The sequence below is a fragment of the Staphylococcus sp. NWU MKU2 genome, assembly GCF_033283605.1.
GTDB classification, from domain to species: domain Bacteria; phylum Bacillota; class Bacilli; order Staphylococcales; family Staphylococcaceae; genus Staphylococcus; species Staphylococcus haemolyticus.
The window spans coordinates 23,937-38,626 of sequence record NZ_JAVSMH010000003.1; the positions used below are offsets into that span (position 1 = coordinate 23,937).

At 33.9% G+C, this 14,690-nt stretch carries 13 protein-coding genes and 2 pseudogenes; 5 read left to right on the forward strand and 10 right to left on the reverse strand.

The features are described 5' to 3' along the window. Nucleotides 1-84: 84 nt before the first annotated feature. Genes SBL15_RS06125 through pgsB form a run of 5 tightly spaced genes read right to left on the reverse strand, consistent with a single transcriptional unit; the run spans nt 85 to nt 4,541 of the window. A complete protein-coding gene (locus SBL15_RS06125; RefSeq protein WP_317955462.1) occupies nt 85-1,680 on the reverse strand; it encodes a gamma-glutamyltransferase in 1,596 nt (531 codons plus the stop codon). 1 nt (nt 1,681) lies between these two features. Then, on the reverse strand, nt 1,682-1,858 hold the full coding sequence (locus SBL15_RS06130) for a hypothetical protein (RefSeq protein ID WP_011274859.1): 177 nt from the start codon (nt 1,856-1,858) through the stop codon (nt 1,682-1,684). Continuing rightward, the gene (locus SBL15_RS06135) at nt 1,833-2,906 is read right to left on the reverse strand and encodes a CapA family protein (protein WP_048667803.1); all 1,074 of its coding nucleotides are present in this window, start codon (nt 2,904-2,906) and stop codon (nt 1,833-1,835) included. The genes SBL15_RS06130 and SBL15_RS06135 overlap by 26 nt, the downstream gene beginning before the upstream one ends. Nucleotides 2,907-2,929: 23 nt before the next feature. Then, complete coding sequence (gene pgsC / locus SBL15_RS06140; RefSeq protein WP_011274857.1) at nt 2,930-3,382, reverse strand: poly-gamma-glutamate biosynthesis protein PgsC; 453 nt, start codon at nt 3,380-3,382, stop codon at nt 2,930-2,932. 1 nt (nt 3,383) lies between these two features. After that, the gene (gene pgsB, locus SBL15_RS06145) at nt 3,384-4,541 is read right to left on the reverse strand and encodes a poly-gamma-glutamate synthase PgsB (protein WP_011274856.1); all 1,158 of its coding nucleotides are present in this window, start codon (nt 4,539-4,541) and stop codon (nt 3,384-3,386) included. Nucleotides 4,542-4,967: 426 nt separating this feature from the next. Here pgsB and SBL15_RS06150 point away from each other — a divergent pair, with 426 nt between their 5' ends. Beyond that, nucleotides 4,968-5,288, forward strand: coding sequence for a hypothetical protein (locus tag SBL15_RS06150; protein ID WP_053019915.1), 321 nt, complete (start codon nt 4,968-4,970; stop codon nt 5,286-5,288). A gap of 18 nt (nt 5,289-5,306) precedes the next feature. Here SBL15_RS06150 and SBL15_RS06155 read toward each other — a convergent pair whose 3' ends face one another. Continuing rightward, nucleotides 5,307-6,206: an AraC family transcriptional regulator gene (locus tag SBL15_RS06155; protein WP_317955465.1), complete on the reverse strand. Its 900-nt coding sequence runs from the start codon at nt 6,204-6,206 to the stop codon at nt 5,307-5,309. A gap of 84 nt (nt 6,207-6,290) precedes the next feature. On the opposite strand from SBL15_RS06155, the pseudogene SBL15_RS06160 reads away from it, so the two are divergent. Next, nucleotides 6,291-7,219, forward strand: a pseudogene (locus tag SBL15_RS06160) (EamA family transporter). A gap of 110 nt (nt 7,220-7,329) precedes the next feature. Here the strand turns inward: SBL15_RS06160 and SBL15_RS06165 are convergent. Continuing rightward, nucleotides 7,330-8,301: an alpha/beta hydrolase fold domain-containing protein gene (locus SBL15_RS06165; RefSeq protein WP_107637519.1), complete on the reverse strand. Its 972-nt coding sequence runs from the start codon at nt 8,299-8,301 to the stop codon at nt 7,330-7,332. A 163-nt stretch (nt 8,302-8,464) separates the two neighbouring features. Here SBL15_RS06165 and SBL15_RS06170 point away from each other — a divergent pair, with 163 nt between their 5' ends. Next, a complete protein-coding gene (locus tag SBL15_RS06170) occupies nt 8,465-9,421 on the forward strand; it encodes an L-lactate dehydrogenase (protein WP_107637518.1) in 957 nt (318 codons plus the stop codon). A gap of 170 nt (nt 9,422-9,591) precedes the next feature. On the opposite strand, the gene SBL15_RS06175 is transcribed toward SBL15_RS06170, so the two are convergent. Together SBL15_RS06175 and SBL15_RS06180 are read right to left on the reverse strand one after the other, a co-directional pair. Beyond that, nucleotides 9,592-9,924: a thioredoxin family protein gene (locus tag SBL15_RS06175; RefSeq protein WP_053016105.1), complete on the reverse strand. Its 333-nt coding sequence runs from the start codon at nt 9,922-9,924 to the stop codon at nt 9,592-9,594. A gap of 20 nt (nt 9,925-9,944) precedes the next feature. Further along, nucleotides 9,945-10,349: pseudogene (locus SBL15_RS06180) on the reverse strand (acyl-CoA thioesterase). Between the two features lie 202 nt (nt 10,350-10,551). Between SBL15_RS06180 and SBL15_RS06185 the strand changes: the two are divergent. Continuing rightward, nucleotides 10,552-11,604 carry a zinc-dependent alcohol dehydrogenase family protein gene (locus SBL15_RS06185; RefSeq protein ID WP_107637517.1) on the forward strand — a complete coding sequence of 351 codons (1,053 nt, stop codon included), beginning with the start codon at nt 10,552-10,554 and terminating at the stop codon, nt 11,602-11,604. Nucleotides 11,605-11,799: 195 nt separating this feature from the next. Next, entirely contained in the window at nt 11,800-12,363 is a 564-nt protein-coding gene (locus SBL15_RS06190) for a LysE family translocator (protein ID WP_233666938.1), read from the forward strand. A 64-nt stretch (nt 12,364-12,427) separates the two neighbouring features. Here the strand turns inward: SBL15_RS06190 and ptsG are convergent, their stop codons facing one another. After that, a complete protein-coding gene (gene ptsG, locus SBL15_RS06195; RefSeq protein ID WP_107613179.1) occupies nt 12,428-14,494 on the reverse strand; it encodes a glucose-specific PTS transporter subunit IIBC in 2,067 nt (688 codons plus the stop codon). Between the last annotated feature and the right edge of the window lie 196 nt (nt 14,495-14,690).

Sequence of the window (14,690 nt, forward strand, 5' to 3'; positions counted from 1 at the left end):
GCTACTGCGAATTTGCAAAATAGCATCATCATATTATTTATGTCCCAGTCTCCCAAAAAATATTATTTTGCTTTTACCAAACCATTATCTATTACCAACATCTTGTCCGATTTCAACAGTTTGATCATTTTTATTATATATTGCACCTTGAACACTACCAAAGTTTGCGTCATTACGTTTTTCTTTAACACCATATCCCATACTCTTGAATGTATTGATATCTTCATCACTTGTCGCATTTTCATAATAGACTGTACCCCCATCGTTATAAAAACGTGGTTTATCAATAGATTCTTGTAGAGTACCGTCACCTCTTAAATAGTCAATCAACACTTCATTTAAGATGGTAGGAATTTTGTTTCCACCTGGTGTACCAATACCCATATAGAAATCCGGACCAACAACAATGGATGGTGATGTATAAGAACGTGGTGCTTTATGTTTTCCACCATAGTTTGGACTATTAGGATCACTTGAGAAGTTTGTTAAAGAGTTGTTCATATAGAAACCTTGTTTAACAAATTTACCAGAACCAAAGAAACTAGATAGTGTATTTGTAGTACTAGCAAGCTTACCATTCTTATCAATGACAACAAAATGAGTTGTACTCGTCGTATCTAATGACGTATCAAAATCACTATTCATTTCATTACCGCCACTATTTACATTATTTAAATTGTCTAATAAATAATTTTCCGATAAGTGTGAGTCGTTATTCGCTTCCTGACCATTAACAATATCTCTATTTCGGTACATTACATCACGTGATTTAATAATGCCATTGATATAATCTGTTCTATCATTATTTGAATTGGCACTTTCATCAATTTTTAAACCTTGTAACATTAAAACCCCACCTAAAGGATTTGATGCAGAGTATATTGTATTATTTAAATATTTAGTTGATACTGGTTTCTTTTCTTCAGTTTTAAATGTTGAAAAGTCCTTCTCAATTAATTCACTATCAACTTGCTTAGATACACTTTTAGCAATATCCTTATAGAAATATTTAGGCCCCTTATCTCTAATACCTTTAAGTGTTTTAGCTAAAGCGGGCTGTTTAACTACATCGCCTTCACGTACTGTACGTTTTCCTTTGAAGAAAGGTGAATTTCGATCGATATCAGAACCGTAGATTTTCAAACTACGTTCTAATTCTGAATCAACTTCGAAGCCATCTTCGGCTAATGGTACGATGTAACTAAAAATTTTCTTCTCATCCATATTACCTTCTCGTTGATGCATATCATGCATACCTTGCACAAATCCAGGTGTACCAATTTCATCGCCTTTCTTATAATTATAAGAAGATAGCGTTTTATATTCGTACATCTTTGGTTCTTCGCCTTCGTTACCATTATATGTAAGCGTGGCACCACCGCCACCTAAACCTGAAGAATGTGGCTCTGTTACCGCTAGCGCATAAGAAACACCCATAGCTGCATCTACTGCATTACCACCATCTTCAATAATTTTATTACCGACACGCGTGGCAATCGCATTATTAGATGCTACACCATATTTCTTTTTACTGCCAGATGATTTATGATCTGCAATTTTATTTTCGAATAATGTATCTTTATCAGGTCTGTCTTCTTTATTAAAGTAGTAAAAGACGAATGATATTAAAATGGTGATAACTAAAATGACTGATAATGTCACTTTACTATAAATATTCATACTAACTGGCCCCTTTAGATAAATATTGCTCCGTTGCATCTTTTAATTCATTTTTCTCATAGTTATCAAGGCCTTCGTTCGCTTTGGCAAACGTCACCATCAATAGAATTGCAATTATAATGAGCGTTGTTACAATACCTAACCAATGTTTTTTAATATTCAAAGGTATATCCTCCATTCTCCTCTTTAAGGTGAATTGATTTATCATTTATATTATTGTAATAACGTTGTGCCTCCATCTTATTCATGTTGTCTTTCGTTATTTTGCCATCTGCACCACGTACAGGTGTAATGCTAAATTTATTATGCTGCCCATTCCAATCGTGCTGAACTACCATACCTTTTTGGTTTTTAGATAAGAATGAATCTGATGTTAAATTACCTAAACTATAGAAGATACTTGCATTTTTATATTTTTCAACTTTTTGGACAACTGAGTTATGACCAATGATTACATCTGCACCGGATTTCACTAGCGCATGTGCGTATTCTTTTTGACGATCCGTCACACTACGTTCATTGGTAATACCCCAATCCACGTTTACGACAACTAAATCGTTATTTTCTTTTAAGTTTTTGATTAATGGAACAAATATTTTTGGGTCTAAACTAATAGATGTTGTATTTTTAAGTGGATCTTCATAGTTTGAACCTACGTCAGTGAATGACACGTTAGCTATTTTTTTACCTTTAACCGTTTGTTGCACCGTCTTACTATTAATTGGGTTAGAACCATTACCAGTCATAAAGTTATAATCCGTTTGTGCTTCCACTTGTTTACTTAAATCTTGGGCTTGCACGTTATCAATCGTATTATTAATTAAATTGACACTTTTAACATTTTCTTTTTTCAAGAACATAATGTTCTCAATATTCTTCTTGATGTTCGTTTTTGGATCGTTTGAGAAATGGCTCACTAGAAGTGAAGCAGTTGAAAAGTCACTTTGTTGAAGTGGTTGTTTTAACCCTTTAAACACTTCGTTAAGATCCATTTGTCGAAAATGTTTATTCAATGTGATATTACCTAAATATGTACTACGAATATAATCATTACCTGAGCTTGGCATTGCCTCGACTGGCTCAACTTTTACAGCTCTAATAGCGAATACTAGAAGTACAAGTGCCACAATTAAAACGATAAGTGTATAACTAAAATTGAAACGTTTGTGACGTTTCGATTGCTTAAGTAACCATTCGCTCGCTGATAACCGTTTTTTCTTTTTCATTACTCTGCGCTCCTTGCTCGCGATTAATTAATAAAGCTATATAAGAATAAGATGACATACGTGATACATGTAAGTAACATCGTTGTTGATAACGTAATCACGACACCTTGCTTTTGAATTGTATTCGCAATGATTCCAGGAATAACGACACCAATACCAGACACTTCAACCATTTCAAATGGCGTCAATGGATAAATCAAGTCGAACAGGAATTTAAGTACCATCCCAGTTAAAATCATCGCCGCAAATTTTCTTCTTCCGTACAAAATAACCCATCTACTAATACCGTATGTAACTATGAAAAATGTTAAACAACTAATGACTAACACAGATAACAACATGATGGGTTGATCGAATATAAGTGCTAAGTAACCCGGTACAACGAGTCCTGCTGGATTAATCCCAAATTTCTCGGCAAATATTAAACTTAATACAATACCGACAAATAGGGAGAAGTATAATTCTGAACCAATCATTTTATTCTATCCCTTCTATAAATTCTGCTATTCTACCACCTGGACCATGAATATTTCCTACACAGAATATGAGTGCGTTTTGTGATTCTTGCAAAATGGCTTTCTCAATTTCTGGGAACTCACGGTTTTCAAAATTAAGATATTTTTTATCAGGTAAGTGTTGCATTAAGTCTGTCACCATTTGTGTACTTTTACCTGTACAAATGAGTGTGTCAAAGTCTACATCATCAATAAAGTTTTCAACAAATTGACGCGTTCTATCTACCCTATCTGAACGACAATTTAAAATCACTACTTTTTTCGTATATGGATAGTTATAAGATTCAACTTTATTTAAAATAGCTTTTGTCGATTGAGGTTCATTAGCAGCAAATGCATTAACAAATACATTTCGTGTGCGATTTGCATTAAAATATTTGATTTCAACCGCACCAGGATCAGGTGGTGCATTTAACATACCTCTCAATGCAGTTTCCTTATCAACGCCAACAGCTTCTGCAACGCCTAATGCAATAGCAACATTATCTGGGAAGACAAGATATGGAAACTTTCTTAAATATGATTCTGGAACTTCATCTTTATCTACGACAATTAACTTTGTTTTACGTTTCTTAGCTTCTTTTGCGAAGAATTTCGTATAGTCGTCTTTCATAACAACTAAAGTCCCTTTGTAAGGAATTGTTGCAGTAAACGCTTGAGCAACATCTTGAAGTGTAGGTCCAAGCACGTCCATGTGGTCTTCCATGACATTGACGATAACGCCTATATTGGCTTTAACTAAATCTTTTTGAAAAGTAATTTGATAGTCTGGATTAACTGCCATACATTCATTAACTAAAGAGTCAGCTTTTTGTTTAACAACTTTGCGCACAATGTCACGTTGTTCACCAATATTCGCGCCTTGTGGTTTTCTAATAACGGGGTATTCCTTGTCAGTAAACCAATACAACATTCGAGCATCTGTTCCTGTGGTTTTACCAATAACATGGTAATGGTCTTCTCTTAAAACGCTATAAATCATTCTCGTAATCGTTGATTTACCACGAATACCATTAATGTTGATTCTAATTGGAATCTTATTGAGTCGATTAGTATGGCGATTCTTCTCTTTAATACCAAGCCATAAAATCAATGCGATACAAATTATAATGAGAATCACAGTGTAGTACCTCTCTTTAATTGTTTTAATATTAAGTTGTCTAAATACGTATTTCATTGCTATGTATATCAAAAATGTCTTTAAACATTTTCTATAGAAGTGACTAATAAATCCAAACGCTCTTACTTCATATGAACATAATAAATAAATTATTACTTCTAATAAGGGTATGCTATCATGTGCGTATTTAGTCAGTTTTAACATTGTAAATCTAATGTAAAATTATATTAACAAAGATTAGTTTTTTTAGAAATATTCAATATTTTACTTTTACAAATAAAGAATAAATTTAAAAATATTTTTCTAAAATTTAAATCTAGTTCTAGTTATTTGAGAAATCATCAAATATTTACGTCGCATTTACATTAGATTAAAATTCTGATGTTAATTTAAAGGTATTAAAGATACAACTTTAGGAGGATACTGATGGGTAAACCTTTGACTAAACCTGTTAAGATAGCAATTAGCATATATTTAGCAATGGTATTATTAGTTTGTTCAAGCTATTTGGTATTGATTCTTGTGGGTAGCTTACAAGGCAATGATATGAGTAGCTCAGTTTTAGACACAGACCATCAACACATTAATAGTGTTACTAAAGATTCTAACGAAGGCATAAATGATACAAAGTTAAATAAGGCTTCAGCAACAAGTGATGATGTTGCCAAAGAAGAAACCATTTCAAATACAAATGATACAATTTCAAATACAGATACTGAAAAAGTAGGTGCAAGTTCATCTGATTGATGACACTATGCACCTACTTTATTTTAAATACTTTGCATATTTTATTTGAAATTGCTTAGGAGTAAGTGAATATTTCTGCTTAAAATTTTGTATAAAGTAACTTGTAGTTGAGAATCCACAATCCATTGCCACTTCAGTCACATTTTTATGATGATACATGAGTTGCTTAGCACTTTGCTCTAGTCGATAATTTTGTAAGAAATTGAATGGCGTGTCCCCTGCAAATCGTTTAAACAACTTAATCGTCTCCGCTTCGCTCATATGAACCATATGACTTAACTCACTTAGTTTTACTTTATTATGATAATGACTTTGTAAGTATTGAATACATTGTTTAACTCTTGGATCAAAGAAATATTGATTGATTTGTTCATATTGATCAAAAATATTTAAAAGATGATTTAGACATTGATAAAATTCGCTAAGAATTTGCAGTTGATAATAATCTCTTTGTGATAAGTAAATATGTCCTACTCTCTCAATACGCCGTAACAAACTTACATTTTCTTCACCTTTTGGTATTAATTTAATAAATGGAATGGACTGTGCTTGATCAACAATTCGACTAACATAAGTAAAATTGATATATTCCGTGACATTGGGCAACCCAATGTTCCAGCAATAGAAACGCGCGCCTTCATTCGCGTCACGAATTTCATGTACAACGTTTGAATTAATAAATAATCCTTCCCCTTCATGTATCTCCAATGTATTTTCTGCTAACTTTACCTTAATCACACCGTTTGTGACATACATAAATTGCAAGGCATAATGCCAATGTAAAGGTATATATCCGAGTAATGTCTCACTCAATGATGTATGTAGAATGACATGTGGCCAACGTCGATCAGGATAATTAATCTTTTCTTCTAAGTCTTCATTAATAATAATTTCAGAAACAATATCACACCACCTCAATATCTTGATACTTTTACTCATTATTTGAGTATTATCAAATTTATATACATTATATTATGAGATTTATAATAAAACAAAATACAGATGGAGGTGCATTCAATGAATCACACACAACACAGATTAAAAGGAGTATTATTTGCAATTATAGGTGCTACTTTATGGGGATTAGGTGGGACTGTTTCCGACTTACTCTTTAATCAACGAGATATTGAAGTGGATTGGTATGTTACTGCTCGCCTACTAATAAGTGGCATTTTCTTATTGAGTCTGTACAAACTATTACATCCTAAGCAATCTATGTTTATTGTTTTTAAGAAGCCCAAAACAATCGTTAGTTTGTTTATATATAGTTTAATCGGGATGCTTTTGTCCAATACGCTTATATGGCATCCATCGCAACCGGCAATGTAGCAGTAGCTACACTTCTCCAATACATTGCACCAGTCTATATCATTATTTGGTTCGTCATACGTGGTCTTGATGTATTTCGTCCTTTTGATATTTTAGCCATTGCCATGACGCTAATTGGGACTTTTCTACTTTTAACAAATGGATCTATCTCTCATTTAGTCGTATCACCTACGAGTTTGTTCTGGGGAATCATCTCTGGCTTAGCACTTGCGTTTTACACGATTTATGCCACAGGCTTACTTGAAAAGTTCCCTTCAATTTTAATCGTAGGATGGGCAATGATTATTTCAGGTTGTGCAATGAGTTTCAAGCATCCTATATGGGATGTTAGCTTTAGCAACATGAGTGCATCTACAATCATTTATTTAATTTTTGGGATTATTGCTGGGACTGCTTTCGCATTTTATCTATTTATAGATAGTCTTAAATACTTATCACCTAAGGAGACAACGTTATTAGGTACGATTGAACCAGTCATAGCAGTTGTTACAAGTGCATTATGGCTGGGTGTTACTTTCCAATCAGTCCAAGTCATTGGAATCGTATTAATTCTTATTTTAATTTTAATGTTGTCACTTAAGAAACAACCGGAAGAAATGTAATCAATAAAGTAGCGCCAAGGAATTGAACGATAACTAGCCTGAATGGCGCAAAATTCTTCATGAATTCATCGTGTCACTCTGGTAATTATCTCGTCCTCGGCGCTTAATTTTTATAGAATAATTGATTTAAGTTGTGTAAAGAATTTCTGTCTTTCTGGTAATGGGAAGATAGGATAAATGTGGAATAAATTATATCCTGGCATAAAATCATGTTCAATACCTTTATCATTAAGCATTTGGGATAATTTTAAAGCGTCAGGGTATAACGTTTCCTTTGTACCAATAAAAATGGATAATCGACCTAATCCTTCTAAGTCACCGTTAATCGGCGATATTCTATAGTCCTCAATAGGTAGTTGGCCAGCCCATAATTTTATAAAGTATTTACTACCTTCTATACCTAACATTGGATCAATGCGTTCATACGTTTTAGCATCTGGATTGCTTAACGTACCATCTAACACTGGAGATAGCATTACAATATGTCCCGGTTGTGGAAGTGTAGTTTCTGCTTTTAAATATTCGGCAAATGACAATGCAATTTGTCCCCCTGCAGAATCTCCCATCACAATAAGCTGTTCACTACTTTCAACTTTGGCAACTGGTTTATCATAAATAAGTTTTAATAATTCGAATGTAGTACGATAATCACGATGAGGTACTTTAGGATAAATTGGCATAATGACCTTCGCATCAAGTTGTCCTGCGAGTTCATCTATAAAATTAAAATGATTATCTAGTGGATCTTGGAACCATGCGCCACCATGAATATATAAAACAACTTTTTGTTGATGATTACGTTGGTCATTCACAATATATGTGACACACCCATTCCAACTTTTTGTTCGAACGTCATGTTTAAATTCATAACTAGTGCCGCCATATTTTCCAGCTGTAATTTCTTTCGTTTCTTCCAATGCTTTTTTCGCGTCCGCTTCATTTTCAAACGTTTTTTTCATGCCAGACATACGTATATATTTTTCAGTTATAAAACTTTTGTAACTGCGTTTTTCTTTAACTTTAATAAATGCTAATGTTCCTAATATCGCAGATGTTGCTACGGTTATCATACTTTTTTTCATAGCTTAAACGACCTCCTATACATGTCTATATTATAAACCTTAAATGACAATTCATTTAGTAATTAACACTGTTATCGTTAAACAATATTTTCATTTTAAGGCAAACATGCTATCCTTATATAAATTATCTGAATTTTCAAATTATAAAAGGAGGCAACGATTTATGGCACGTCATAAAATTGTACTTATTGGAAGTGGTTATGTAGGATCTGCGTTTGCACATGCAATCGTAGCTAAAGGTTTAGTGGATGAGATGGCAGTTATAGATATTGATGAGGATAAAGCTAAAGCAGATGCGTGGGATTTAAATCATGCGACTCCATTTGGCGATAACTTCGTAAATGTGCATGTCGGACAGTATGAAGACTGTAAAGACGCTGATATTGTAGTGATTTGTGCAAGTGCTAAACTTGCTAAAGGTGAAACACGTCTTAAGCTACTAGAAGATAATGTAGACATTTTTGTACCAATGATTCAACGCATTGTCGATAGTGGTTTCGATGGCTACTTTGTGTTACCTTCCAATCCCGTTGACATTATGAGTTATGTCGTTAAACGAGTGTCGAATTTTCCTAAAAATAAAATCATTGGTTCAGGCACTTCTTTAGATACTGCGCGTTTCCAATTCTTTTTAAGTCGAGAATTCGATGTAGCACCGAATCAAGTCTATGCACCTATTATTGGTGAACATGGTGATTCACAAGTCGCAGTATGGTCACACGCACAAATTGCAGGTGAGCCGGTGTTAGATTTATTACCTTCTAATACGAATTTAGAAGCATTTAAGACTTCCATTTCCAACCGTACAACTCAAATTGGTTACGATATTTATGTTCGAAAAGGCACAACCAATTTCGGAATATCACTAAGTCTAGTTAGAATCGTAGAAGCCATCTTATTTAATAAAAATATCATTATGAATGTTTCAAGTTACGTTGAAGGTGAATATGGGTTGAGTGATGTATATATCGGTGTACCTACCGTTATTAACGGAAATGGTGCTGACCGAGTTATTGAATTAGCTCTCTCAAAGGAAGAATTATCACAGTTACATCATTCTGCTGATATCATCTTAGACTATCAGCGACAAGCGGATGCAATCATTGATCAAATGCGCTGATATTAAAAGTAAGTGAGTGGGGAGCGGGAAAGAAATTAATTCTTAACCCCAGCTTGCTTTGCTTGTAGAATTTCTGAGTGAAATTCTCTTTGCTGGGGCCCCGAACCCCACCTTGCTTTATTTGTAGTATTTCTTTATGAAATTCTCTTTGCTGGGGCCCCGCTCTCACTTTATGTTTCAAAGCAACTATCATACATTAATTTCAATTGATGTTCGAAGCGTTGCATATCTATAAATCGTGCTTGGCGATGCATTTCTTTACCATTCATAAAGATTAAATCAACGGGTACAGTAAATATAGATAATTCACCTGCAATGGTTTCGACATCTGATTGATTTATGACGGCGAGTTTTGCATTAGGGTAAGATGCTACAATATCTTCAATTTGTGGTAATACTGCATGGCACACTGAACAATGATCCCGCATTACGTGGACTACTACTAACTGATTATTATTAATAATTTGATGGAATGCTTCCATATTACTCAAATGTTTTGCCATATCCTCACCTATACTTTCACTTATTTTAATAAGTTTTGAAATACCTCTGGCATCTTAGTTACTCTTTGACGTTCTAAATCTAAGAAACCACCTGTTTGCTGTCCAATACAATGCACTTTGTCTCCAGACGTAATTTCAAATTTAAATACCTATTTCATTCTTCCGCCTTTAACAAACCAGCAACGCCCAACAGGTTTATCGTGTATCGTAATTGGAACTTTATACTCTATTTCTGTCTTCATTAATATTGGCGATATATGTTGCTTCATCATTTCTGAAAATGTCATATATTCATTAATAAATATTGTACGTAAATCTTCAAACCAACGTATATAGACGATATTACTTACAATCCCCATTGCATCGATATCGTAATTGTTAACTTCGATTTCTCTTTCGGCGACTAACAAGCCTTCATGTTCCATAAAATATAATCTCCTTTAAGTCATCATTCAATTATATTTTACGACGTTTACATGCATTTTTCATCTAATTTAACTATACAACATTTAATGCGCGAACTATATATGTCTATTTTATTATATATTATTTTTATTAAATACATAAGCAAATTTACATGGTATAATAATTGTGAAAATATTCACATATTTTAGGAGGATGATTCATATGAAAGCTTATGTTTATGAAAAGCCAGGGGTCGCAAAACTGATTGATAAAGAGAAGCCAGTCATTACGGAAAGTACAGATGCAATTATTAGAATGGTCAAAACAACGATTTGTGGTACAGACCTACATATTATCAAAGGCGATACACCGGAAGTACCATCAAACACAACACTTGGCCATGAAGGTATTGGTATCGTTGAATCAGTTGGTTCAAGTGTAAACAACTTCAAAGTTGGAGATAAAGTCATTGTTTCTTGTATCTCGTCGTGTGGTAAATGTTACTACTGTAAAAAAGGTATTTATGCACATTGTGAAAAAGATGGCGGTTGGATATTAGGTCACCTCATCGATGGTACACAAGCAGAATATGTTAAAGTACCTTTCGCAGACAACTCTTTATACCATGCACCAGAATCTTTACCAGACGAAGCACTCGTTATGCTCTCCGACATTTTACCAACGGGTTATGAAATTGGTGTTTTAAAAGGTAAAGTTAAACCAGGTAGTACGGTTGCGATAGTGGGTGCAGGTCCAGTTGGATTAGCTGCATTATTAACAGCACAATTTTATTCACCTTCTAAAATTATTATGCTCGATTTGGATGATAATCGTTTAGCAACTGCCAAGGAATTAGGTGCTACACATACAATTAATTCAACGAATGTTGAAGATGCTGTTGCTCAAGTAAAAACATTGAACCCTCGTGGTGTGGACGTAGCCATTGAAGCTGTTGGTATTCCACAAACCTTTGATTTATGTCAAAAGTTAATTGGTGTTGACGGTACAATCGCTAATGTTGGCGTTCATGGATTACCAGTACAATTTGATATTGATAAATTATGGATTAAGAATATTAATGTGACAACAGGTTTAGTTTCAGCCAATACTACTGAAGAATTATTAGAAGCTTTGAAAAGTAAAATTATTCAACCTGAACAATTGGTGACACATTATAGCAAATTAAGTGATATTGAACATGCTTATGAATTATTCAGAAATGCAACGGATCACAAAGCAATTAAATTACTTATAGAAAATGATATCACTCAGTAATTCTTTATACACATTTAATATATAAATTTAAAATGACCTTTTACCATTCTATGCGTATTTCGATTAAGTGCAATTAGTGGTTAAATGTCTTATTTTGATAAAATCAAATCTTATTTATCAGAATTATCTAAATTTTATATCATTTTCATATCCATTGGTTTTAGAATAGTCTTATTCAACTTTTTGAGAGGAGCGATGTGTTTGTTCTCTTACTTGCTTTTTATTACTACCATGTCATTCACTCCCGGACCTAACACCATCATGGCAATGTCCGAAGGTCAACGTAAAGGATTTATTAGAGCCTTACCTTTTAATTTGGGTGTACTTATAGGTATTTTATTTACATTGGCGATCGCTTTAGTGTTCTCAGAACCTTTAAAACATAATCATAGCTTTATTTTTATCATGAAAATTATAGGTACGATTTACTTACTATATCTTGCGTATCATGTGTTGATTTCAAAACCTGATAGTGCAAAAGAGGCTTTAGATCGCCCTGTACTCAAAGGTATATTGATTCAAGCTACGAATGTTAAAGCAATGTTATATTTTTTAACTGGTTTAACAACGTTCACTTTACCTGATACTTGGAATTCTACTTTTGTACGCTCGGTTTTACTCATTGTTATTGGTATTGCAGGCGCAATCGTATGGAGTCTTTTAGGACAAATGATGAATCGAATCTATCAACAACATTATAAAATCATTAATGTAATTATCACAGTTTTATTACTCTATAGTGCTGTAGAACTATGGTAAAACTCAATCACTGTATTGCAAAAAACCTCCTGTCATTATTTCTGACAAGAGGTTTATTTTAATATTATTTAATTTTCATAATTGCTTTTCCTGGGTCTACTGATTCAACATCTTCAACTGTTAATGTTTTATCGCCCAAGTTAGTAATAATGATTGGTGTAACTGTGCTTGGCGCATGTTCTTTAAGGTAAGCTAGGTTAATCTTCATTAATGGTTGCCCTTGTGTTACAGGCTCATCTGCATTAACTAAACTTTCGAAACCTTCACCGTTTAATTTCACCGTATCAATACCGATATGGATAAGAACTTCTACGCCAGTTTCAGATTCTAATCCAATCGCATGTTTAGTTGGGAAGATTGTTTTAACTATACCATCGAATGGTGCCACGATTTCTCCTTTTTCTGGAACGAAACCAACACCGTCACCCATCATTTTTTCAGAGAATACTTTGTCTGGCACTTCAGATAATGGAATAATATGTCCAGTTCCAGGTGCATAGATTTCAGTTTCTTTAATATCTTCAACATGAACAGGTTCATCAGAAACTTCTTCAGTAACTGTTGTTTCACTAGGTTTCGTAATTTCACCTTTCATGATAAGTGACATATCATGTTTAATTTGGTCTGATTTTGGACCAAAGATTGCTTGCATGTTATTACCAACCTCAAGGACACCAGAAGCACCTAATGCTTTTAATCCTTGAACATCTACTTTAGATTTATCGTTTACTTCAACACGTAAACGTGTGATACAAGCATCTAAATGTTTGATATTTTCTTTACCACCCATTGCATCTAATACATCAAACGGTAATCTCGCAACACTTGAGTTACGGATTTCTTGTTCTTCATCTTCACGGCCAGGTGTTTTAAGATTAAATTTCTTAATTGCAAAGTTGAATAAGAAGTAGTAAACAACTGCATAAACTAATCCAACTGGAATAACTAATAAGGCGTGTGTACGATCCCAGTTTAATAAACCATAAAGGACATAGTCGATAAATCCACCTGAGAATGTCATACCAATCTTAACATCAAGTAAGTGCATGATTAAGAATGATGAACCTGCTAAGAATACGTGAATAACATATAATAATGGTGCTACGAACAAGAATGAGAATTCTAATGGCTCAGTAATACCAGTTAAGAATGATGTTAAAGCAGCTGATAACATTAAACCACCAACCACTTTTTTACGTTCAGGGCGAGCATTTTTATAAATTGCTAATGCTGCTGCTGGTAAACCAAACATCATAAATGGATATTTACCTGTAGTAAATGCACCCGCTGTGAATGGTACACCATCTTTCAATTGTGCCATCCAAATACGTTGGTCACCACGAACGAGTTCGCCTGCATGGTTTGTGTAATGGCCAAATTCGAACCAGAACGGTGCATAGAAAATATGATGTAAACCAAATGGAATTAATGAACGTTCAATAATACCAAAGATAAATGTTGTTAATGTTAAGTTCTTATTTAATAAGAAGTTTGATAAGCTATTTAATCCTTCTTGAATTGGAGGCCAAACGAAACATAATGCAATACCTGTAACGATTGCAACTAATGATGTTACGATTGGCACGAAGCGTTTACCTGCAAAGAATCCTAAGAATGGAGGTAACGTAATATTGTAGTACTTGTTATAACACCAAGCAGCAAGTGCCCCCATGATAATACCACCAAACACACCCGTTTGAAGTGTTGGTATACCTAAGATTAAAGCATATGCTGGTAATTTATCCGCTTGACTAAGTTCTTTAGCGCCATCAGCGTAACTATAAATATCATCAATCGTGATATGCATGATTTGACCCATAGTGGCATTCATAATTAAGTAACCAACTAATGCTGCTAAAGCCGCAACACCGTCACCGCCAGCTAATCCAAGTGCTGTACCAACTGCAAATAGCAATGGTAAGTTATCAAATATAATTTGTCCGGCTGCTTCCATTACAGATGAAATCATAACGAAGACATCCATTTTTAGCCATGGTGCAATTTTAACAAGTTGTTCATTGTGCATTGCATTACCAAATGCTAATAAAATCCCGGCAGCTGGTAAGATTGCAACAGGTAACATCAATGCTTTACCGATACGTTGCAATTGACCGAAAAATTTCTTAAACATAATCCTTATTCCCTTCTACTCATATTGAACTTGATGACACAAAAAAGACATAAGCAATACTGAGAAAAGTAAGTTTAAGAAATAAAATTACTATACGTTGATTTACATCATGTATATTTGTCCCTTTTATCTCTCTTCTACTTTCAAAATACAAGGCCATGTGACGCTATAACATCGTCTAACAGAGAATTGTATA

What these genes read in the sequence shown, in the direction of transcription:
- pgsC (WP_011274857.1), bottom strand. Translation starts at nt 3,382, where the DNA reads ATGATTGGTTCAGAATTATACTTCTCCCTATTTGTCGGTATTGTATTA.
- ptsG (WP_107613179.1), bottom strand. Translation starts at nt 14,494, where the DNA reads ATGTTTAAGAAATTTTTCGGTCAATTGCAACGTATCGGTAAAGCATTG.
- SBL15_RS06125 (WP_317955462.1), bottom strand. Translation starts at nt 1,680, where the DNA reads ATGAATATTTATAGTAAAGTGACATTATCAGTCATTTTAGTTATCACC.
- SBL15_RS06165 (WP_107637519.1), bottom strand. Translation starts at nt 8,301, where the DNA reads ATGAAAAAAAGTATGATAACCGTAGCAACATCTGCGATATTAGGAACA.
- SBL15_RS06190 (WP_233666938.1), top strand. Translation starts at nt 11,800, where the DNA reads ATGTGTTTGTTCTCTTACTTGCTTTTTATTACTACCATGTCATTCACT.
- SBL15_RS06150 (WP_053019915.1), top strand. Translation starts at nt 4,968, where the DNA reads ATGGGTAAACCTTTGACTAAACCTGTTAAGATAGCAATTAGCATATAT.
- SBL15_RS06185 (WP_107637517.1), top strand. Translation starts at nt 10,552, where the DNA reads ATGAAAGCTTATGTTTATGAAAAGCCAGGGGTCGCAAAACTGATTGAT.
- SBL15_RS06135 (WP_048667803.1), bottom strand. Translation starts at nt 2,906, where the DNA reads ATGAAAAAGAAAAAACGGTTATCAGCGAGCGAATGGTTACTTAAGCAA.
- SBL15_RS06130 (WP_011274859.1), bottom strand. Translation starts at nt 1,858, where the DNA reads ATGGAGGATATACCTTTGAATATTAAAAAACATTGGTTAGGTATTGTA.
- SBL15_RS06170 (WP_107637518.1), top strand. Translation starts at nt 8,465, where the DNA reads ATGGCACGTCATAAAATTGTACTTATTGGAAGTGGTTATGTAGGATCT.
- SBL15_RS06175 (WP_053016105.1), bottom strand. Translation starts at nt 9,924, where the DNA reads ATGGCAAAACATTTGAGTAATATGGAAGCATTCCATCAAATTATTAAT.